This is a genomic window from Pseudomonas sp. PONIH3 (assembly GCF_002934345.1).
Taxonomy (GTDB): domain Bacteria; phylum Pseudomonadota; class Gammaproteobacteria; order Pseudomonadales; family Pseudomonadaceae; genus Aquipseudomonas; species Aquipseudomonas soli.
In genome coordinates this window covers 84,044-104,192 of sequence record NZ_CP026386.1, presented here as the reverse complement: position 1 = coordinate 104,192, position 20,149 = coordinate 84,044, and the positions used below count along the sequence as shown (strand labels likewise).

At 66.7% G+C, this 20,149-nt stretch carries 17 protein-coding genes and 1 pseudogene; 7 read left to right on the top strand and 11 right to left on the bottom strand.

What is annotated here, in order from left to right; translation table 11 throughout:
* Positions 1–361: 361 nt before the first annotated feature.
* Together C3F42_RS00440 and C3F42_RS00435 are read right to left on the bottom strand one after the other, a co-directional pair.
* Positions 362–892, bottom strand: a complete 531-nt coding sequence (locus tag C3F42_RS00440; RefSeq protein ID WP_038706226.1) for an MgtC/SapB family protein — start codon at positions 890–892, stop codon at positions 362–364.
* A 32-nt stretch (positions 893–924) separates the two neighbouring features.
* Positions 925–3,801: an HD domain-containing phosphohydrolase gene (locus C3F42_RS00435; protein WP_104443777.1), complete on the bottom strand. Its 2,877-nt coding sequence runs from the start codon at positions 3,799–3,801 to the stop codon at positions 925–927.
* A 313-nt stretch (positions 3,802–4,114) separates the two neighbouring features.
* Here C3F42_RS00435 and C3F42_RS29200 point away from each other — a divergent pair, with 313 nt between their 5' ends.
* Both C3F42_RS29200 and C3F42_RS00430 read left to right on the top strand, forming a co-directional pair.
* Positions 4,115–4,291, top strand: a complete 177-nt coding sequence (locus C3F42_RS29200; protein ID WP_158659505.1) for a hypothetical protein — start codon at positions 4,115–4,117, stop codon at positions 4,289–4,291.
* Positions 4,292–4,369: 78 nt separating this feature from the next.
* A complete protein-coding gene (locus C3F42_RS00430; RefSeq protein ID WP_104443776.1) occupies positions 4,370–5,728 on the top strand; it encodes an 8-oxoguanine deaminase in 1,359 nt (452 codons plus the stop codon).
* Between the two features lie 5 nt (positions 5,729–5,733).
* Here the strand turns inward: C3F42_RS00430 and C3F42_RS00425 are convergent, their stop codons facing one another.
* Complete coding sequence (locus C3F42_RS00425; RefSeq protein WP_094012574.1) at positions 5,734–6,657, bottom strand: ABC transporter substrate-binding protein; 924 nt, start codon at positions 6,655–6,657, stop codon at positions 5,734–5,736.
* Between the two features lie 274 nt (positions 6,658–6,931).
* Between C3F42_RS00425 and C3F42_RS00420 the strand changes: the two genes are divergently transcribed.
* The 3 genes and pseudogenes from C3F42_RS00420 to C3F42_RS00410 all read left to right on the top strand — a co-directional run bounded on the left by C3F42_RS00420 (position 6,932) and on the right by C3F42_RS00410 (position 11,007).
* Complete coding sequence (locus C3F42_RS00420; RefSeq protein WP_038706229.1) at positions 6,932–7,321, top strand: DUF2946 family protein; 390 nt, start codon at positions 6,932–6,934, stop codon at positions 7,319–7,321.
* Between the two features lie 71 nt (positions 7,322–7,392).
* A pseudogene (locus tag C3F42_RS00415) lies at positions 7,393–9,547 on the top strand (TonB-dependent receptor).
* Between the two features lie 5 nt (positions 9,548–9,552).
* Positions 9,553–11,007 (top strand): PepSY domain-containing protein, encoded by a 1,455-nt coding sequence (locus C3F42_RS00410; protein WP_256586320.1) that lies wholly within the window; start codon positions 9,553–9,555, stop codon positions 11,005–11,007.
* 53 nt (positions 11,008–11,060) lie between these two features.
* On the opposite strand, the gene ykgO is transcribed toward C3F42_RS00410, so the two are convergent.
* Complete coding sequence (ykgO, locus tag C3F42_RS00405; protein ID WP_023632134.1) at positions 11,061–11,207, bottom strand: type B 50S ribosomal protein L36; 147 nt, start codon at positions 11,205–11,207, stop codon at positions 11,061–11,063.
* A 133-nt stretch (positions 11,208–11,340) separates the two neighbouring features.
* Here ykgO and C3F42_RS00400 point away from each other — a divergent pair, with 133 nt between their 5' ends.
* Positions 11,341–13,431: a TonB-dependent siderophore receptor gene (locus tag C3F42_RS00400; RefSeq protein ID WP_104443774.1), complete on the top strand. Its 2,091-nt coding sequence runs from the start codon at positions 11,341–11,343 to the stop codon at positions 13,429–13,431.
* 81 nt (positions 13,432–13,512) lie between these two features.
* Positions 13,513–14,157, top strand: a complete 645-nt coding sequence (gene alkB, locus C3F42_RS00395) for a DNA oxidative demethylase AlkB (protein WP_104443773.1) — start codon at positions 13,513–13,515, stop codon at positions 14,155–14,157.
* A gap of 2 nt (positions 14,158–14,159) precedes the next feature.
* On the opposite strand, the gene C3F42_RS00390 is transcribed toward alkB, so the two are convergent.
* From C3F42_RS00390 to C3F42_RS00360, 7 genes are read right to left on the bottom strand one after another with little or no spacing between them, the layout of a single operon-like run.
* On the bottom strand, positions 14,160–15,122 hold the full coding sequence (locus tag C3F42_RS00390) for a LysR family transcriptional regulator (protein ID WP_104443772.1): 963 nt from the start codon (positions 15,120–15,122) through the stop codon (positions 14,160–14,162).
* 57 nt (positions 15,123–15,179) lie between these two features.
* Complete coding sequence (locus C3F42_RS00385) at positions 15,180–16,136, bottom strand: peptidylprolyl isomerase (RefSeq protein WP_104443771.1); 957 nt, start codon at positions 16,134–16,136, stop codon at positions 15,180–15,182.
* The gene (locus C3F42_RS00380) at positions 16,133–16,609 is read right to left on the bottom strand and encodes a YbjN domain-containing protein (protein ID WP_038706233.1); all 477 of its coding nucleotides are present in this window, start codon (positions 16,607–16,609) and stop codon (positions 16,133–16,135) included. Before C3F42_RS00380 ends, C3F42_RS00385 begins: the two co-directional genes overlap by 4 nt.
* 28 nt (positions 16,610–16,637) lie before the next feature.
* A complete protein-coding gene (locus tag C3F42_RS00375) occupies positions 16,638–17,285 on the bottom strand; it encodes a DNA repair protein (protein ID WP_104443770.1) in 648 nt (215 codons plus the stop codon).
* A gap of 15 nt (positions 17,286–17,300) precedes the next feature.
* Positions 17,301–18,998, bottom strand: coding sequence for a putative porin (locus C3F42_RS00370; protein ID WP_046855395.1), 1,698 nt, complete (start codon positions 18,996–18,998; stop codon positions 17,301–17,303).
* A 38-nt stretch (positions 18,999–19,036) separates the two neighbouring features.
* On the bottom strand, positions 19,037–19,711 hold the full coding sequence (locus tag C3F42_RS00365; RefSeq protein WP_046855394.1) for an energy transducer TonB: 675 nt from the start codon (positions 19,709–19,711) through the stop codon (positions 19,037–19,039).
* Between the two features lie 8 nt (positions 19,712–19,719).
* A complete protein-coding gene (locus tag C3F42_RS00360) occupies positions 19,720–20,145 on the bottom strand; it encodes a biopolymer transporter ExbD (protein WP_046855393.1) in 426 nt (141 codons plus the stop codon).
* Positions 20,146–20,149: the final 4 nt, after the last annotated feature.

Here is a 20,149-nt window from a genome sequence, read left to right as displayed (position 1 = left end):
TTAAGCATAACAAGAACAAAAAACGCGATACCCAATAAAAACAACAGTAAACGGCTCTGACATAACAAGAACAACACGGCAGAGGCGTAGCAAGCAGATTTTTTTGGAGTCGACGTGCATTCCAGGGGTTCCGGCCCCGCAACCTGGCAAGAACAATAAAACTACCTCCGAGGTAGCGGCAGTCAAGGTTGGATCACGTTGGATGAACGCAGGTCAGCGCTCAAAAAAATACGTTTGCTCTTGGCCCCGGTTGGGGGCCCCGCAGTGCAGAGACGACAGCCGACAAAAACAACAACAGGCCAGTCTCCAATAATAAGAAAAGAGCAGGCAACAACGCTTATGAGGGGAGCTTCGGCTCCCCTCAGTGCTTCCTGCCCTCCTCCTCCTCGCGCTTGTCCTCATGCTCGCCTTCGACCTTTTCCACCAGCAACGGCATGCTCGCCAGCACCAGCAGCGCCAGCACCGTGCTGACCAGCGCCGTGGCCTCGCGCCCCATGCCGGCGGCCGTGCCGATGGCGGCGGTCATCCATAACCCGGCCGCGGTGGTCAGGCCCTTGACGTGACTGGTGTCGCGGCCATTGCCCTTGAGAATCGTGCCCGCGCCGAGAAAGCCGATCCCGGCGACGATGCCCTGGATCACCCGGCTCAACGCTTGCTCGTCCGCCCCGGCCATGCTCGGTGCGAGGACGAACAAGGCCGCGCCCATGGACACCAGCATGTGCGTGCGCACGCCGGCCGACTTGCCCTTGCTCTCGCGCTCGAAGCCCAGTACAGCCCCCAGCAGGGCCGCCATCAACAGGCGAATTAGGATCCGCGAGACCTCGCGCGCGTCGGCGACATCGGCGAATTCGGTCTGCAACGCCGCCAAAAAGGCTTGCCAGAATGCTTCCATCGGGTGCCTCCAGAGATCCCGCCGAACAGGTCTCAAGAAGTGTAGGTGGATTGCTCTGGCGTGAAACCCTGCAACTGCTCCAACCAGTACGCCACGTCCAGTTCGTCGATCTGCTCGGGGCGCAGGAAGAGCTCGGCATATTGCCGGTACACCCCGCTACTCAGGAACAAGCGCAGCAACTGCCCGTCGACATGCTTGTCCCGCGCCATGAACACCAGGATCTGCACCGACTCGGACAAGGTCTTCGGCGCCTTGTAGGGCCGGTCCGCCGCGGTCAGCGCCTCGAAGATGTCGGCGATCGCCATCACCCGCTCGGGGATGCTCAACGCCTCCTGGCCGAGCCTGCGCGGGTAGCCGCTGCCGTCCATCTTCTCGTGGTGGTTGCCGGCGATAGACGGCACGCGCCTGAGCTGGCGCGGGAACGGCAGCGCGCTGAGCATGATGATGGTCTGCACGATGTGCTCGTTGATCTTGAAGCGCTCTTCGTCGTTGAGCGTGCCGCGGCGGATCGACAGGTTGTACAGCTCGCCGTGGTTGCTGGCATGGGCCGGCAGGCGCATGTCGAAACCCCAGTGGTTGCGCGGGTCGTCCTTGGCCACCGGCGGCGTACGATCGCCCCAGGGCACCCGGTGCTCATCGCGGTCGGCAAGCAGGGGCTCGTCCACCGGCAAGGTTGCCGCCGAGATGTCGGTGAACCGCTCCGCCTCATCGCGGGAGATGCCCAGGCGGTTGTCGAAGTGCCGCCGCCAGCGGCGCTGGCCGATAGTGCGCAGGCGCTCGATATCGGCCTCCTGCATGAACTCGCCACCGATGTTGGCGTTGGCGACGAAGGCGAACTCCTCCTGCAAGGTTGCCCGGCATGCCTCCAGCGTGCGCCGCAGCGCCGGCTCGTCATCGCCGTTGGCCACGCCTTGCCAGTAGGCGACCTCGGCATCGCGCCAGAGCACCTCGAAGCGCATGCGCACCTCGTGGATGCGGTTGTACAAGGTCTCCAGCTTGGTCGCCTTGTCCACCACGTATTCGGGGCTGGTGATCTTGCCGCAGTCGTGCAGCCAGGCGGCCACGCGGAATTCGTAGCGCTCGGCCTCGCTCATGCTGAAGTCGGCATAGGGGCCGCTGTCAGCCTGCACGGCTTGGTCCAGGAGCATCTGCGCCAGTTGCGGCACCCGTTCGCAATGGCCGCCGGTATAGGGGCTCTTGGCGTCGATGGCGTCGGCCAGCAACTTGATCATGGCGTCCAGCAGGCGCTGCTGGGCCTCGACCAGCTGGCGGGTCTCGATGGCCACGGCGGCGGCTCCGGACAGTTCCTCGACGAAGCGCTGGAACGGCTGGCCCAGGGCCGCGTTCGCATCGGCGAGTTGCAGCACCAGGATGCCGAGCAGCGCCTGGCCGCGGTCATTGAGCACCACCGCCAGGCTCCGCCCTTGCCATGCGAGGGCCTGGGTCACCGCGCTGGCCAGGTCTTGCCGCTCGCCTTCAGGCACCGCAAGTTCCTCAGGGTAGTCGTGGCCGCGACTGGCGGCGGCCAGGCGCAACCGGGTGTTGTCGTCGTACAGATACACCGCACCGGCGCTGACGCCCGCTGCCGCCACCAGGTGATTGAGCACGCCGTCGAGCATGCCTTCAAGTTGGGTCTCGCGGCTCAACGTAAGGGTGATCGCCTGGAAGTTGCGGATGGTGCCGGACATGCGGCTCAGCACCCGACTCAACTCACGTACTTCGGAAACCCGCGAGACAACGCCCACCTCACGGCTGAAATCGAAACTGGCCAGGCCCTGCACCTGCTCGGTCAGCCGGCGCAACGGACGGCCGATGCGCCGGCCAAGCAACCCGCCGAGCAACAGCAACACGGCGGCCAGTGCCACCGCCCAGAGCAATTGCTCGAGCAGCACCTTGCGCGCGCCGGCCAGCAGTTCGTGGGCCGGCACGGCGATCAGCACCTGCAGGTGCTGTCCGGCCATGGAGGTAAGCGGCACGCGCATGCCGTACCAGGTCTGCCCCTCGACTTGGTACGGCTGCGGGCTCGCGCCCTGGGGCATGTCGGCGTAGATATGCGCAAGGCTGCCGATGCCCAGCTCGCCAATGCGCGACAGGCGCACGCTCTCACCCTCGCGCACGACCACCCGTTGCAGGTCCGGATAGGCCACCACGTTGCCCTGGTCGTCGACCACGGCGATCTCGGTACCTGCGGTAATGCGCAGGTCGCGGCTCTCGCTGGCCAGGTCGCTGACCGAGACATCCATGCCGATCACTGCCGTGCCCTGGGCACTGCGCTGGGCCATGGTCAGGCCGATCTCGCGGGTGGTGAAGAACACGTAGGGGCGAGTGAGCACGGTTTCAGGCTGCGCGCTCGCTTCGATGAACCAGGGACGTTGGCGCGGATCGTATTGATAGTCTGACTTGCTCTGGCGCTGCAACAGGGTCAGTTCCGCGTCATAGAAGCGCCACTCCCCCTGCATCGTGCCATCTTCGCCTTGGGTGACGGTCTGGACCAGGAACGCCGTGTCTGCCGGAGCAGCGAAGCGCTGCAATAATTGCGGGTCGCGCAAACGGCGGACCAGCAGGAATTCACCGTTGGGATAACCGACGTAGGCAGCGCTGAGCATGCGGTTGGCACGCAGACTCTCGGCCAGTTGCGGCAATTGCTCGAGACGCTTGGCCAACGTATCCGACGCAGGGCTGAAGGCCAGCAGACGAATGCTGCTCTGCACCGGGTCAACCAGGCGTCGGGCGCGCTCGTCGATGGTCCGGCCCACCTGCTGGGCGGCATCGCCGGCGGCGGCCACCAGGGCCTGGCGCACGCCCAGGTAGGCTTGCCAGGCCAGGGCCGCGCCCAGCGCCAGCATGCCCAGCATGATCGCCAATGCCACCAGCCATTGCAGGGAAATGCTCCGGCCACGGTTGTTCATCGCCGTCTACCTCGAGCGGACGCCCGTCCAGCCTGCCCTCTCAACACGCAGCCCATCCCAGGTACTCCCCCGTGTGGCGATTTCCACAGTGTAATCAGCCCATGCGAACGTGCCGGCCCGAGATATCCGCTGGCAGCGAGACAACCCGATAGTGGCACGACGCCATATAAGACTGCATGCACTTTTTCGAAGCGATTGCAGGCCGCGGTTTGCCGAGACATTCCATCGTATACAAAACAAGCGAATTCTGTTTACACTGCCTCGCGCCTACGACAACGGTCATCGCCGTTGCGTATTGCGACAGGCTCAAGCCATGCGACATCCACTGCCGCCCGCCTTCACCGGGCATCCTTCGCGAATGCCACTTGCCGCATTCGCCCTGTCACCGTCTGCCCACCTGCCCGATGCGCCCGCCATGGCGCAGCCTTGGCACGTGCGCGGTGAACCGTTCGCCCCTGTCATCGACGCCCGGCCACGCCGCGGCGCCTGACGGCCCTGGTGCGCCCGGCCCATGCACCAGGCGCCTCTCTACAATCAGAAAACACATCCCAAACGGGAGGGGACACACATGCCCAAGACCCTACTGGTCAAGAACGCCGAACTGCTGGTGACCATGGACGGCGAACGCCGCGAAATCAAACGCGGCGGCCTGTACATCGAAGACAACGTGATCCGCCAGGTCGGCCCCAGTGAAACGCTGCCGCAAAACGCCGACGTGATCCTCGACATGACCGGCAAGGTGGTCATCCCGGGCCTGGTCAACACCCACCACCACATGTACCAGAGCCTTACCCGCGTGGTGCCGGCGGCCCAGGACGGCGAGCTGTTCAACTGGCTGACCAACCTCTATCCGATCTGGGCGCGGCTGACCCCGGAGATGATCGCGGTCTCGACCCAGACGGCCATGGCCGAGCTGATCCTCTCGGGCTGCACCACCTCCAGCGACCACCTGTACATCTACCCCAATGGCTGCAAGCTCGACGACAGCATCCACGCCGCCGAGGAAATCGGCATGCGCTTCCACGCCGCCCGCGGCAGCATGAGCGTCGGCCGCAGCCAGGGCGGCCTGCCGCCGGACTCGGTGGTGGAAAAGGAAAGCGACATCCTCAAGGAATCCCAGCGCCTGATCGAGGACTACCACGACGCCAGCCATGGCTCGATGCGGCGCGTGGTGGTGGCGCCCTGCTCGCCGTTCTCGGTGAGCCGCGACCTGATGCGCGAAGCAGCGGTCCTGGCCCGCGAGTACGGCGTGTCGCTGCACACCCACCTGGCCGAGAACGTCAACGACATCGCCTACAGCCGCGAGAAGTTCGGCATGACTCCGGCCGAATACGCCGAGGACCTGGGCTGGGTCGGCCACGATGTGTGGCATGCCCACTGCGTGCAACTCGACCAGCACGGCATCGAGCTGTTCGCCCGCACCGGCACCGGGGTCGCCCACTGCCCGTGCTCGAACATGCGCCTGGCCTCGGGCATCGCGCCGATCCGCAAGATGCGCGACCACGGCGTGCCGGTGGGGCTGGGGGTCGATGGTTCGGCATCCAACGACGGCGCCAGCATGATCGGCGAGGTACGCCAGGCCTTGCTGCTGCAACGGGTCGGCTTCGGCCCGGATGCGATGACCGCCCGCGAAGCACTGGAAACCGCCACCCTGGGTGGTGCCAAGGTGCTCAACCGTGACGATATCGGTGCCCTGGCACCGGGCATGGTCGCCGACTTCGTCGCCTTCGACCTTGGCCATGTGGCCTACGCCGGCGCCCTCCACGACCCGCTGGCGGCGCTGGTGTTCTGCACCCCGACCCACGTCGACACCAGTGTGATCAACGGACGTGTGGTGGTTCAGGACGGGCGCATCACTACCGTCGACCTGCCAAAAGTGCTGCAGCGTCATAACCAGTTGGCGCGTCAGTTGGTCATCGGCGAGTAGGCCGGCTATGGAACAGCCATCCCCCTGAGCTGCCGCGCCAGTTCCAGGGCCACGCGCCCACTGGCCGGCGTGGGCATCAGCTGGGTGAACGGGATATCGATCATGCGATTCTCGCGCACCGCCCGCAGGCTCGAAAGCACCGGGTCGCGGGTCAGCAGCTGACGCTTGCGGCTGGCCGGCGACCACAGGGCGTCGGCCAGCAGGATCACGTCGGGGTCGCTGCTCAGCAATGCCTCACGGTTGATCGTCACGCGGTACTGGTCGATCCCGGCAAGCACATTGCGCGCCCCGGCGGCGGCCAGCAGCGGCGTGACGAACCCACGTCCGCCCTCGCTGTCCAGGCCCCGCACCTCGCTGTCGAGGTAGAACACCGACAGTGGCTTGCCGCTGGGTGCGATCGCCCTGGCCTGCGCCAGGTCGGTCTCCATCGCCTCGATCAATGCCTGCGCCCTCGCCTGTCTGCCCAACAGCTCGCCGAGCACAGTCAGGTCACGCCGGACATGGCCATAGTAGTCCAGCGAGTGGCCGTTACAGGCCGACTCGAGCAGGTAGGTGACAATCCCGTTGCCGGCCAATCTGCTGCGCGAGGTGATCCCATCGCCAAAGGCCGTGGCGAATCCACCGACCACCAGATCCGGCCTTTGCGCGTACAACACTTCGCTGGCCGGATACTCCCGGGCGATCACCGGCACACCCTGGTAGCGGCCCTGCTTGTAGGCGGCGCCGTTGTCGTCCAGGTAGGCCACCCCGACCATCGACGGCCCCGCGCCGAGGGCGAGCAGCAGGTCGGCCGCGTGCTGGTTGAGGGCGACGATACGCGCAGGCGCCGCAGCAGGCCGTTGCCAGTCCTGCCCGCAGTTGCGATAGCTGTCCGCCAGGGCCGGTGTGCCACAGCACAAGGCCAGCGACAGCAGCAAGGTTCTACGCATCACACGCCCCCTCCCTCGATCAACAGTCGTTCGGCGGTCCTTCCGCCCTGCAGATGCCTTTGCACCCACTGCTCCATTTTCCTGTCTGCCTCGTTGCGCGCGGCCCCGTGCCAAACAAAATGGTCCGCATCTGAACACCTGGGGACAAAGAGCGTCAAGCAACGACCGGTGAATCGTTTCGAATGTTTTTTATCGGCCGTTCACTCTAGGCAGATGTGTCAAAAGTTGTAGAATCCGCACGCCTAAACTATTCCATTCCCTTCGAGCTTTGCCGATGAAGCTGGCCCGCCACACACGATCGCAAGTCGCCTGGGTGCTGTATTTCAGCATCCTGTTCGGCTCGTTGCTGTGCGCCATGGGCCATGGGCAGATGGCCGGGCTGCGCCTGGCCGGCCTCGACGACGCCGCCTGGTGCGCGGCCGACAGCAGCGGCGTGTTCAAGGGCGACCAGGACATCACCGACCCGGTGCTGCCCGCCGGCGGCGACTGCGTGATCGCCAGCCTGTTCAGCGCCATCCTGCTGGCGGTGTTCTTCGGCTTGCTGGCCCTGCTCGCCGGGGAGTCGAGCAAACCCTTACCCAGACAACCCGCGCCACGGCTGCCCAAGCAGCGCTGGCCACTGGTCAACCCCCGCGCCTCCCCCGCTTCGCTTCTCGCGTTCTGACATCGCCACGCCCTCGAACTGCCTGATCGGCAGCGGGCGTGCGCTCATTGATTTCAGCCAGGAAGCCTTGCATGTTCCGCATGACCACTCTGGCGCTGCTCGTTGGCAGCGCAACCTGCGCCTGGGCGCAGGACGACACCCTCACCCTGCCCGCCAGCAACGTCACGGCCACCGCCGAGCAACCCAAGGAGGCGACCAGCCTCGACCTCGACCGGCCCATCGAAAGCGGCTCACGCCTGAACCTCAGCGCCCGCGAGAACCCCGCCTCGATCAGCGTCGCCGACCGCAAGACCATGCAGCGCATCGGCGCGCGCAACTTCCAGGACGCCGCCAACGCGCTGCCCGGGGTCAACGCCTCGGCACCGCCCGGCTGGGGTGGCTACGTGTCGTATCGCGGCTTCAACGGCGCCCAGGTCAGCCAGCTGTTCAACGGCATCAACCTGCAGTATGGCGCCGCCGGGCGCCCGGTCGGGGCATGGATCTACGATCCGTGTCGAACTGCTCGGCGGGCCGTCGTCGTTCCTCAACGGCAGCGGCGCCGTCGGCGGCAGCCTGAACATGATCACCAAACTGGCCAACCGCGACGAGGACACCTTCGAGGGCCGCGTCAGCTATGGGCGCTACGACACGATGGAAACCTCGGTCGGCTTCAACAAGGCGCTCAACAGCGGTGACGGCCCGCGCCACTACGCGCGGCTCGACTACAGCCGCACCAGCACCAATGGCTATATCGACCGCCAGGAGAACGGGGCCGGCAACCTGGCCTTCTCGCTGCTCAGCGACATCAACGACCAGCTGTCGCACACCCTGGCCATCGAGTACCTGGAAGAAAAAGAGAACAGTCCGTACTGGGGCACGCCGGTTCTGCAGCCGGCGGTCGGCACCTTGCACATCGACAAGCACAATCGCTTCAACAACTACAACGTCGAGGACGGCCGCTACGAGCAGCGCACCCGCTGGCTGCGCTCGATCACCGACTACCGCATCGACGACAGCAACCAGTTGCGCAACACCTTCTACCACTACAACGGCCAGCGCGATTACCGCAACCTCGAGGTGTACCGCTACAACCCCGGCAACACCGCCATCGCCCGCTCCGGCGGCTACCGCCAGCGCCACGACCAGGAGGTCAACGGCAACCGCGTCGAGCTGACCCACCAGGGCCAGCTGTTCGGCCTGGCCAGCGACTGGGCGTTCGGCGTGGACTACAACCGCAACCAGCAGACCGCCTACCCGTTGTCCAAGGGCGCGTTCGACAGCATCGACCCCAACGGTTTCCAGCCCGGCCACTTCCTCGACATTCCTGGCATGGACGCGCCACGCGCCAAGGGCCGCAGCACCACCACCGACACCACTGCGGGCTTCGTCGAGAACCGTACCCGCCTGACCGACCAGCTGTCGCTGGTCACCGCGCTGCGCTATGACCATATCGACTTCGACGTGGTCGACCACGTGACCCGGGCCAAGCTGAATCGGCGCTGGGATGCCTTCACCGGGCGCCTGGGGCTGGTCTACGACCTGACCTCCAATATCAGCCTGTATACCCAGTACAGCACCTCGGCCGAACCGCCAGGCGGCTCGCTCACCGGCGCGTCGATCAGCCAGGTCGGCGACTTCGACCTGAGCACCGGCAGGCAGGTGGAAGTGGGCAGCAAGTTCGACTTCCTCGACGGGCGCGGCTCGGCCACCGCGGCGGCCTACCGCATCGTGCGCAAGAACATCTCGGTGCCCTCCTCGACCGTGCCCAACACCACCGAGCAGGCCGGCCAGCAGACCTCCACCGGCATCGAGCTGGCGGCGTCGTTCAAGGTCACGCCCAAGCTGCTGGCAGCGGGCAACTTCAGCTGGGTCAACGCCGAATACGACGAGTTCAACGAGACCATCAGCGGCGTGGTGTACTCGCGCAAGGGCAAGACCCCGGTGAACATCCCGGACCGGGTGGCCAACCTCTGGCTGACCTACGACCTGGCGCCGGGCTGGCAGGTCGGCGCCGACGCCCGCTACGTCTCGGCGGTATACGCCAACACCGCCAACACCCAGTGGGTGCCTTCGTACACCGTCTACGGGCTGTCGATGACCCACGACCTGGACCAGCACGTGCAACTCAGCGCCCGCCTGCGCAACCTCACCGACGAGGTCTACGCCCGCTTCATCCACCAGACCAACACCCAGTACTACCTGGGTGAGCCGCGCAGCCTGGAAGTCGCTGTGCGGTGGCGCTACTGATGGGCCTGAAACGCCAGCTGTACCTGTGGCATCGCTGGCTGGGCATCGTCGCCTGCCTGTTCATGGCGCTGTGGTTCGTCTCCGGGGTGGTCATGCTGTATGTCGGCTACCCCAAGCTGACCACGGCCGAGCGCCTGGCCCACCTGCCGGCCTTGCCGGCGGGATGCTGCGCCGAGTTGCCGGCGCAATGGGCTGAGCAGCCGGTGAAGGCGCTGCGCCTGACCAGCCTGGGCGGGCAACCGTACTATTTGCTGGAGCTGGCGGACGGTCGCCGCGTCACCCTCGATGCCGCCAACGGCGAGCCCCTGGCCATCGCCGACGCGGCCTGGGCCCTGGCCAATGCCCGGCAGTACGCCGGCAGCGCGGCATTGGCTTACCAGGGCACACTGGACGAGGACATGTGGACCCACTCCCGGGCCCTGGACAGCGATCGCCCCTTGCACCGGGTGCAAGTGGACGATGCGGCCGGCACCTGGCTGTACCTGTCCGGGCGCACCGGCGAGGTGGTGCGCGATGCGAGCGGCCGTGAGCGCGCCTGGAACTGGGTCGGCGCCTGGTTGCACTGGCTCTATCCGTTGCGCGGCGGCCTGGGCTTCGACAATGGCTGGCGCACCCTGGTGATCGGCCTGTCACTGCTCGGCACGCTGATGGCGCTCATGGGCATCGCGGTGGGCATCCTGCGCCTGCGGCTGCGCAAGCCTTACCGTAGCGGATCGTGCAGCCCCTACCCCGGCGGCTGGTTGCGCTGGCACCACATCGGCGGGCTGCTGTTCGGTGGGGTGCTGGTGCTGTGGGTGTTCAGCGGGTTGATGTCGATGCGCCCCTGGGGCGTGACCGACAGCCGCTCGCAGATCGCCTTGCAGCAAGCGCCGCTGCGCGCCGCCGACCTGCAGTTGCCGATTACCACGGCCCTGGCCCGCTTGCGCGACGAAACAGGGTTCGATGCAGTGGAGCTGCAGTGGCAACGTCTGGCCGGCGTCACCTATGCCGTGGCCCGCAGCGCCGACGGCGACAGCCGCATCCTTGAAGCACACACCCCGCCGGCGCGTACCTTCAGCCGGGAAAGGCTGCTGGCGGCCGCGCAAGCGATGGCTCCCGGGGTGTCGGTGGAGGATGACTGGCAGAGCGCCTACGACTTCCACTACTTCGCCCGCGAGCCACAGAGCATGTACGGATCCCAAGCGCGCCCACTGCCCGTGCTGCGCCTGCGCTTCGCCGACGCGGCGGGCACCTGGGCCTACCTGGACCCTGCCAGCGGCACGCTGGTGGCCAGCCACGACCGAGCGCAACGTGCCGGGCGCTGGTTGTTCAACCTGTTGCACAGTTGGGATTGGCAACCGCTGCTGGCGCGGCCGCTGTTGCGCGAAGGGTTGATCATCGGCCTGAGTAGCGGCGGCCTGGTGATAGCCCTCAGTGGTGTGGTACTGGGCTGGCGACGCCTGCGCAGGACTCTTCGGTAGCGTCATTGGGGCTGCTGTGCAGCCCCTTTCGCCTGACTGACAGCCATTGACGGCTACCCGCGCTTTTTCTTCACCCCGCCCTGCCTGGCCTTGAACCGCGGATTGGACTTGCAGATCACATAGATCCGACCACGGCGTTTGACCACCTGGCAGTCACGATGACGGCGCTTGGCCTGCTTGAGTGAGGACAGTACTTGCATGAGAACCTCCAGATACGTAATAACATAACATTAACGTAAATCATTCTCATCGCGCAACTGCCCTGTCACACCTTCTTCTGGCGATGACTGGAGCGATAATGTAATGTTATTACATATTTAACGGAGATCCCCCTTGAACCCTCGCGCTCCCCTTCTGGCCGGCCTGACCCTGGGCCTGTTCGGTCAACCGCTCGCTGCCGCCCAACCCCTGGTGCTGGACGAAACCTCGATCACCGACGCCTACCTCGAAGAGCGCGCCGACGGCCCGGTCCAGGGTTATCGGGCCACCCGCTCGGCCACCGCCACGCGCACCGACACCGATATCCGCGACACCCCGCAGAGCATCGAAGTGGTGCCGGCCCAGGTACTCAAGGACCTCAACAGCACCCGCATCGACCGCGCCCTGGACTTTGCCGGCGGCGTGTCGCGGCAGAACAACTTCGGCGGCCTGACCTTTCTCAACTACAGCGTGCGCGGCTTCACCACGGGGGAGCTGTACAAGAACGGCTTTGCCGTCAACCGCGGCAGCTACAGCGCGCCCGACACCTCCAGCATCGAGCGCATCGAGGTGCTCAAGGGCCCGGCCGCGAGCCTCTATGGGCGCGGCGATCCCGGCGGGCTGGTCAACATCGTCAGCAAGCGCCCCCAGGCCGAGACGTTCAGCACCGTGAACCTGAGCGCCGGCAGTTGGGACCGCTACCGCGGCACGCTGGACGCCAACGCGCCGCTGGACAGCCAAGGCAACCTGCTGGGCCGGGTCAACCTGGCGGTGGAAGACAATGGCAGCTTCCGCGATCACGTCAACAGCGAGCGACGGATCGTCAGCCCGTCGCTGAGCTGGCAGCTGTCGCCCGACACCCGCCTGCTGCTGGACACCGAGTTCTCCCGCACCGAATCGGTGTTCGACCGTGGCATCCCGGTGGTCAATGGCCAGATGGGCTCGGTGCCGCGTTCGGCGTTCATGGGCGAGCCCAACGACGGCAAGATCCGCAACGACAACCAGACCGTCGACCTGGCCCTGGAGCACTTCCTTGACGACAACTGGAAGCTGCGCCTGGCCAACCACTACACCCAGGGCACACTGAAGGGCAACAGCTCCGAGCCCCAGGCCCTGGTCGGAAACACGCTCACGCGCTTCTACCGCGAGCGCGACTTCGAGTGGAACGACAACATCACCCAAGCCGAACTGCACGGCCAGTTCGAGCTGCTCGGCTGGCAGCACCAGAGCCTGATCGGCCTGGAATACGAGAACTACCGCAACAGCCAGAAGTACCCGCAGAGCGCGACCCTGGCCAGCTACGGCCTGGACATCCGCAACCCGGTATACGGCAAGCCCAAGCCGGCCCTCACCCGCGCCAATGACTTCTTCGAGCGCACCGAAAGCCATGCCCTCAACCTGCAGGACCAGATCGCCTTCAGCGAACGCCTGCGCGGCCTGCTCGGGGTACGCCTGGAGCGCATCGAGCAGACCTCGCAGAACCGCAGCAGCGGCATAAGCAACAGCCAGGCCAAGGATGTCGCCACGCCCCGCGTCGGCCTGCTGTACCAGCTGACGCCACAGGTCGGCGTGTTCGCCAACGCCTCGACCTCGTTCAAGCCCAACACCATCGGCACCCAGGGGCAGGTGTACAAGCCCGAGAAAGGCATCGGCTACGAGACCGGCCTGAAGCTCGACCTGTTCGACAGCCGCCTGGGCGCCACGGTGGCGCTGTTCCATATCGACAAGGAGAACGTCATCACCACCGATGCCCTGGGCGAGAGCATCGCGGCCGGCAAGGCGCGCAGCCAGGGCCTGGACCTGCAGTTCAGCGGCCAGCTCAGCGAGGCGGTGCGGGTGATCGGCGCCTATGCCTACATCGATGCCGAGGTCACCAAGGGCGATGCCAGCCTGCCCAAGGGCAGCGACCTGCTGGGCATTGCCCGTAACAGCGGCAGCGTGATGGGCGTGTATGAGTTCCAGAATGGCGCCCTGCGCGGTTCGGACCTGGGCGCGGCGTTCAACTATGTCGGCGAGCGCTCCGGCCAGGCCGGCAGTGCCTTCACCCTGCCCTCGTACAGCACGGTCGACCTGCTGGCGCACTACAAGGCCAGCGAGCAGGTCACCGTGGGCCTGAACCTCAACAACCTGTTCGATCGCAAGTACTACGAGCGCTCATACAACAGTTCATGGGTGCTGCCGGGCGAGCCGCGCAATGTCAGTGTCAGCCTGACGCTCAGCCTCTGAGGCCGACGCAGTGGCTCGCGATGCCCCACGCACCGGGGCATCGCGATACACTGTGCGGACACCACCCAAGCAGCCCCTGGCATGATCCAGTCCGATCTCGATCTGTTCGACGCAAACCCCCAGCAGCTGGCCGCGCGCACCACGCTGCTGCCAGGTTTCGCCCTGGCGGAGCTCGAGCCCCTGCTCGATGCCTTGCGCCCGGTGCTGCGCGCGGCGCCGTTTCGCCACATGCAGACCCCCGGCGGCCTGCGCATGGCCGTGGCGCTGAGCAATTGCGGCGCGCTGGGTTGGGTCAGCGACGCAAGCGGCTATCGTTACTCCGCCACCGACCCGGTCAGTGGCAAGCCTTGGCCCGCCCTGCCCCGGGTGCTGGTCGAGCTGGCCTCGCGCGCCGCCGCCCAGGCCGGTTTCGACGGCTTCGTGGCGGATGCCTGCCTGATCAACCACTACCTGCCGGGTACCCGCCTGAGCCTGCATCAGGACCGCGACGAGCAGGACTACGCCCATCCGATCGTCTCGATCTCGCTGGGCCTGCCCGCAGTGTTCCTGTTCGGCGGGCTGCAACGCTCAGACCGTACCCGGCGCATCCCGCTGAACCACGGCGACGTGCTGGTGTGGGGCGGCGAGGACCGCCTGCGCTTTCATGGCGTGCTGCCGATCAAGCCTGGCGTGCATCCGCGCATGGGCGAACGGCGGATCAACCTGACGCTGCGCAAGGCCGGCTGACCCTAACGGCCGGCAAACCATTCCCGGCGTTCCTCGAACGCGGCGCGGATCGCCCCGACCATCACCTGCACCAACGGGTCGGCTTCGGTGCGCTCATCGACCGCCAGCCACACGCGCCGGCGCATCGGCTCGCGAAACAACCCCGGCAAGGCCAGCAGACCACGATCCAGATGCGCCGCGTAGTGCGGCAGCAAACCGACACTGGCGCTGCACTTGATCAGCTGGCAGTACATCTCGTAGTCCTGGATCTGCGTCACGCCGGCCGAGCGGGAATTCAACAGCGCCTGCCAGGGCATCAGCGCCTGCACGCCGACCTCGCCTTGCCATTGCACCAGCATGTAGTCCTGCAGGTGCGCCAGGCTGGTCGGGCGGTTGGCTTCGCGGGCATAACGCTTGGCGATATGCGGCAGATACTCGAGGGTGGCCAGGGCTTCGGCGGTGGTGTCGGCAAAACAGCCGCTGCGGGCGCCCTGGTCAAGGTCGCCCAGCCATAGCGCCACATCCGCGGCCTGCTCGGGTACCTGGCGACCATCGAGCGTGGCCACCTCCAGGCGCATGCCGGCATGCTGGCGCACGAAGTTGATCAGGTTGCGGCCCAGCAGGTCCTGCAACAGTGGTTCGGCCACGGCCAGGCGCACACTGGCGCTGGCTTCCCGCGGCGCTGGCACCACTGGTTCGCGGGCCTGGAGCACCTGCTGCAGGCGCTCGCCCTGCTGGCTGAGCACCGGGTTGTTGTTGCGGTTGACGAACAGGCTGTAGCCCAGGCGTGCCTCCAGCGCCGCCAGGCGCTTGCGCAGGGCCACCGGCTTGAGGTTGAGCCGCCGCGCCGCCTGCATGAAACAACCGCAGCGCGCGGTGACCAGAAAACAGTTCAGGGTCTGTTCGTCCAGGGCCAGCGGCACCTGGGGGCGAACGACGGGCACGCTGGTATCCGGGGCTCGCCCCCGGGACAGATCGATAGGCATCCCTCGCCTCCCGCAGGCCCGCCTTGGCAGGCCCGCTTCTTCCATGGTTGTAGGCGACTAGCGGCTGCTTTCCAGCACCTGGTTGAGCGCCGCGCCGTCGATGCTGAGGGTGGCAGTGTCGAACATGCCCTCGACATAGGCCTTGGCCACCTGCTCCTGGCGCTGGGCACGCAGCACCTGGCGCAGGCGCGGGGCCACCTCGTCGAAGGTCGCCGCCCGGGCCGGCTGCTGTTCCACCAGCTTGATGATGTGATAGCCCGCCGCGCTCTGCACCGGTTCGCTGACGCTGCCCACCTTGAGTTTCGGCAACACCCCGCGCACCTCCGGCAACAGTTGCGCCAAGGCCTGCAGGCCGGTATCCCCGCCGTTGGCGGCGGTGCCGGCATCCTGCGAATGCTCGCGGGCCAATGCGCCAAAGTCCGCATCCGCGGCCTGGGCCTGCTTGGCCAGGGCCACGGCCTGCTTGCGCACGGCCTCGTCATCCTTGGGGTTCTCCACCCGCAGGAAGATCTGGCTCAGGCGATAGCGTGCCGGCAGTTGCAAACCAGCCTTGCCTGCCTCGTAGGCCTGCTTGAGCTCGGCTTCGGTGGGGTAGTCGTCGGGTACCTTGCTCACCGAGTCGAGGTAGTCGCGCAAGACGATCTGCTCGGTGGCCGCGCGGGTCTGCACCTGGATCTCCGGACGCTGCAGCCAGCCTTGGGCCTCGGCCTGCTGGTACAGGGCCTTTTCCGCCAAGCGGGCGCGGATCCAGGCCTCCAGTGCTGGCCGGTCGCCGCGCAGGCTGGCGCGGGACTCTTCGGGCAACTGGGCGAACAGCGCCTTGAGCTCGCCGCTGCCCACCTGTTGCTCGCCCAGGCGCGCCAGCACCGGGCCGTTGTCGGTGGCCACCAGGGTGGCGGGCGAAGCCGGGCGCGCCGCCGCCACCGGCTGGTCGCCCGGGCGCAAGGCCAGGGCGACCGCCACTGCGACAACGGCCAGCGCGCCAGCGCCGGCCCACAGGGTTCGCGCCGTCACGAAGCGCTCACCGCATCGCTGGCCACCTGCTCGGGCGCCGTTTCGGCGACATTGCGGCTGTAGTCGCGCAGGTAGACGATGAACTCCTGCAGCAAGCGATCCCACAGCAACAGGCTGCCAAGCAGGTGTTTCTCGCTGACGCCGTCGGCGACCACCACGTCCTTCTCCATCACCAGGAACTCGCCCTGCACCGACAGGCGGGCGAAACGCCGCGTGGCGTTCCAGCGCTCGGCCAGGCCCGCGGGCAGCTCGCCCTGGATACGCAGCGCGCAACTGAAGGTGAAATCGAGGAACTCGCCTTCCTGGTTCAGCGCCCGGTTGCCGAAACGTACGGCGTAACCCACGCCCTGGCTGGCGCTGAGCAACTGCACCACGGCATTCTGCTCGGTGCGATTGACCCGGCAGCCGGCATCCTGCAGCAGCTTGGTCAGGGAGTCGGCGCTAACGGTTTCGATCAGGGTGACTTCGGTCATGTGCTTACTTCCTTGCGTTGAGAAAACGTCACTGGGTCACGCCCGTGGGGGCGTCGAACTGGCTTTCGTAGAGTCTGTCGCCATAGGCCTGGGCCAGCTCCTCGAAGCGGACCCGGGCCGAGCCGGCAAAGGGCTGGCGCATCTTCATCACATCGGCGATATCGACCTTCTCAAAGGCGGCCAGCATCTCCTTGGCCACCCCGTACATCTGCTGGTTGCGCGCCTGGCACTGCTGCACCTGGCCATCGCGCTCGGCCAGTTGTGCCTGCAGGCCGGCACGCTCGCTTTCCTTGGCGCGCGCCATGCCCAGCAGTTCGTCATAGGCCTGCTTGTACTTGTGCAGTTGTTCGTTGCTGCTGGCCACCAGCGCCTGGGCCTGGCTGTGCACGGCCTGCTGCTGGCCGGCGAGCTGTTCGCTCTGGCCGCGCGCCCTGGCCAGTTGCGCGGTCAGCTCGCGCACCTGGCTCAGGGCCGCGTCGCGTTGCTGTTCCGCCGCCTGGCGGGCGGCGCTGGCCTGGGCCTGCTCGCTCTGCAGGGCCTGCAGCTGTTGCGTGGTGCTGCGCAGCTGGGTGCGCAGGCGCTCTTCGAGGGTTTCGGCCGACGCCGAGGCGGCCAGGCTTGCGCCCAGCGCCAGCATCAACCAGGCGCAACGATGGCGATAGACTCCCTTGTTCATGCCCGTGCTCCTTCCCTAGAACCGCGTGTTGACTTCAAGTTGTAGCACATCGATGTCAAACGGCGCGCCGTAGACTGCCTCGCTGCTCAACCAACGGGCTGTAGCGTAGACGTTGTCGGCCAGGCCGTAGTTGCCACCGAGGAAATAGCCCTTGGCGTTGGTGCCGCCGAGGTGGAAGCTCGAGTCGTTGAACCCGTCCGGCAGCGCGTCAGGCTCGATGCGCTTGTAGCCGGCGAACAGGTTCCAGTCGCCGGCCTTGCGCATGTCCAGGGCGTTGCCCAGGGTGAACTGCAACATCCAGGCGTCGCCGCCGCTCTTGATGTTGCCGTTCTCGTCGATGTTGTTGGCCAGCTGGCCGGCCGAACGCTTGCGCATGTCGCCCTCGTCGTAGGCCAGGTTGTGGATGTAGTTGGCCTGGCTGCGCAGCTTGAAGTCATGGGGCAGGTCGGCGTCCCACACCAGGTTCAGGTCGAGCAGTTCGAACTCCGAGGCGATGCCGACGAACTGCGGCTGCGGCGTGGCCGCCGGGTTGGCCGGATTGGGCGTGATATCGCGCAGCAGGAACACCGTGTTGCCCTTCTGCATGAAGGTCGGCCGGGTTTCGTCGCTGTCGCAGGCCGGCTGGCCATCCCAGGGCGCGCAGGGGCTGGAGCGCTCGCCGGCGATGTCGTCGAAGCGGTAGTAGGCCATCGCGCCCTTGAGGCGGTGATGGTCGTTGAGCGCCCATTTCGCGCCCAGCTGCGCGCCGTACAGCCACTTGTTGTCGCTGTCCTCCTTGTCCAGGCCGTTGCTGCTGGCGCTGTCGTCGCTGTACTGCACAGGGAACGCGCCGACGGTGCCGAACAGGCTGAGGTCGCGGTTCAGCGGCTGGTCGAAGATCGCCGCCACGCCATCGAAGTTGAGGTCGTGGGAATAGAGGATATCGGTGGACATGAACGGATTGGCGATGCGCCCGCCGGTCAACGTCAGCCGCTCGCTGGGCGTCCAGGTGACATAGCCCTGGTCGAGCCAGATGTCCTTCTTGCCGAAGCCGCCACCGAGGTTCTGGGTGGTCGACACCGGGTTGTTGTTGGAGCCGGTGGCGACGCGGATGCCGGCCACCCAGTTGTCCGCCAGCTGGGCCTTGAGGCCGAAGCGCGCGCGCAGGCGCAGGAGGCTGTCGCGGTCCTCGCGGGTGTTGAGCAGCGGCGGCAGGTTCGAGCCGCTGTTGGCGTTGACGTCGTACGGGCCCTTGTCGTTGAGCTTGGCGAAGTCGACGATCTCGTTGCTGTTGCCGTCGGCGTAGCCGCGCGATTCGTAGCGCAGGCGCAGGTCACCGTCGAAGCTGATGCGCGAGGCCCAGTCGGGGAAGGTGTTGGGCGCTGCCCAGTTTTCCTGTTTGGCGGTGTTCATCACCTCGGCCTTGATCTCGTCGCGGATCTGCTGGCGGACGATGGCCGGCACATACTGCACGCGCACTTCGCCGTTGGCCGCGGGGGCCTGGGCGACGATCGGCGCGGCGCTGACAGCCCGCGCCTGTTGGGCCTCGCGCTCGGCCTGGGCAATCAGCGCGTCGGCTTTGTCCTGCTTGAGCACGCCCTGCTCCACCAGCAGGCGGATCAGGTTGACGGTCGCGTTCTCCGACGGCGCGGCGTGGGCGACGGCCGGACCGACCGCGGTGGCGGCGGCCAGCAGGCCGAGCGCCAGGGTCAATCGGTTGACTGGGCACTTCATGGGTTTGCAGCTCCTGTGGGTCAGTCGTGCTTCGTTGTTCATGGCCGGCGCCCCTGCAGGGCGATCTTCACCGGCAAGGTCAGATTGGCCGGCGGGCGCTGGTCGAGGGCGCGGGCGCCGCGCAGGGCGGCGAGCACCTGGGCGTCCACCTCCGGCTCGCCGCTGCCGCGCAGCAGCTCGACCCGGGTGATCTCGCCGGCGGCGCTGAGCCAGATTTCGGCCTGCAGGTTGAACACCAGGTTGCGCAGCTCGGGGTTGTCGCGCAGCAGGCGCTGGAAGGCATAGGCCAGGTACTGGCTGTAGGTGCCGCTGCCCAGGCCGCCACCGCCGCCACCGGCCATGCCGCCGCCCTTGCCGGCCCCGACGTTGAAGCTGTCGCCGCCCGCTTGGGCGTCGCCGTCCATCTGCATGGGGTCGGCCAGGTCCTGGGCCGGGTCCGGCGCGTCCTCGGCGGGCTTGACCTCCTCGGCCTCGGGCACCGGCTGCGGCTCGACGATCTTTTCCTCGACCGGCGGTTCGGGCTCCTTGGGCGGCTCGGGCGGAGGCGGCGGTGGAGGTGGCGGCAGCGGGATGATCGCCGGCACCTTGGGCGCCTCGCGGCGCACCCCGGCCATGTCGTTGGCCCACTGCCACAGCAGCCAGGCCAGGCCCGCGCCAGCGACGGCGAGCACGGCCCAGGTCAGCAGGCGGCGGAAGTTGGCTTTAGGTTCCATGCCTGCCCTCACCCCTGGTTCGGCTTGCCGGTGACCAGCCCGACCTGGGCCAGTTCGAGACGGCGCAGCAGGTCGAGCACCTCGACCACCTTCTGGTACTGCACGCCCGCGTCACCGCGCACGATCAACGGGAAATCCGGGCTGCGCGCCTTTTCGCTGCGCAGGCGGTCCTCCAGCTCCTGCAGCGTCACCGGATAGGCATCGAGGAATACCTGGCCGGCATCGTTGATCGAGATCGCCTTGGTCTTGGGCTGGGCCAGCGACACCGTGGCGCTGGCCTTGGGCAGTTGCACCTGGATCCCGGAGACCTGCGCGGTGGCGGTGAGGATGAACATCACCAGCACCACCATCAGCACATCCACCAGCGGGGTGATGTTGATGCTGTCGACCGCGGCGTCGGCGTCGTCGTCTTGGGCGTTGTTCACGGATGCCATGGCT

Excerpts from the sequence above, each read along its gene's own strand:
- C3F42_RS00440 (WP_038706226.1), bottom strand. The coding sequence starts at position 892 with ATGGAAGCATTCTGGCAAGCCTTTTTGGCGGCGTTGCAGACCGAATTC.
- C3F42_RS00435 (WP_104443777.1), bottom strand. The coding sequence starts at position 3,801 with ATGAACAACCGTGGCCGGAGCATTTCCCTGCAATGGCTGGTGGCATTG.
- C3F42_RS29200 (WP_158659505.1), top strand. The coding sequence starts at position 4,115 with ATGCGACATCCACTGCCGCCCGCCTTCACCGGGCATCCTTCGCGAATG.
- C3F42_RS00430 (WP_104443776.1), top strand. The coding sequence starts at position 4,370 with ATGCCCAAGACCCTACTGGTCAAGAACGCCGAACTGCTGGTGACCATG.
- C3F42_RS00425 (WP_094012574.1), bottom strand. The coding sequence starts at position 6,657 with ATGCGTAGAACCTTGCTGCTGTCGCTGGCCTTGTGCTGTGGCACACCG.
- C3F42_RS00420 (WP_038706229.1), top strand. The coding sequence starts at position 6,932 with ATGAAGCTGGCCCGCCACACACGATCGCAAGTCGCCTGGGTGCTGTAT.
- ykgO (WP_023632134.1), bottom strand. The coding sequence starts at position 11,207 with ATGCAAGTACTGTCCTCACTCAAGCAGGCCAAGCGCCGTCATCGTGAC.
- alkB (WP_104443773.1), top strand. The coding sequence starts at position 13,513 with ATGATCCAGTCCGATCTCGATCTGTTCGACGCAAACCCCCAGCAGCTG.
- C3F42_RS00390 (WP_104443772.1), bottom strand. The coding sequence starts at position 15,122 with ATGCCTATCGATCTGTCCCGGGGGCGAGCCCCGGATACCAGCGTGCCC.
- C3F42_RS00380 (WP_038706233.1), bottom strand. The coding sequence starts at position 16,609 with ATGACCGAAGTCACCCTGATCGAAACCGTTAGCGCCGACTCCCTGACC.
- C3F42_RS00375 (WP_104443770.1), bottom strand. The coding sequence starts at position 17,285 with ATGAACAAGGGAGTCTATCGCCATCGTTGCGCCTGGTTGATGCTGGCG.
- C3F42_RS00370 (WP_046855395.1), bottom strand. The coding sequence starts at position 18,998 with ATGAAGTGCCCAGTCAACCGATTGACCCTGGCGCTCGGCCTGCTGGCC.
- C3F42_RS00365 (WP_046855394.1), bottom strand. The coding sequence starts at position 19,711 with ATGGAACCTAAAGCCAACTTCCGCCGCCTGCTGACCTGGGCCGTGCTC.
- C3F42_RS00360 (WP_046855393.1), bottom strand. The coding sequence starts at position 20,145 with ATGGCATCCGTGAACAACGCCCAAGACGACGACGCCGACGCCGCGGTC.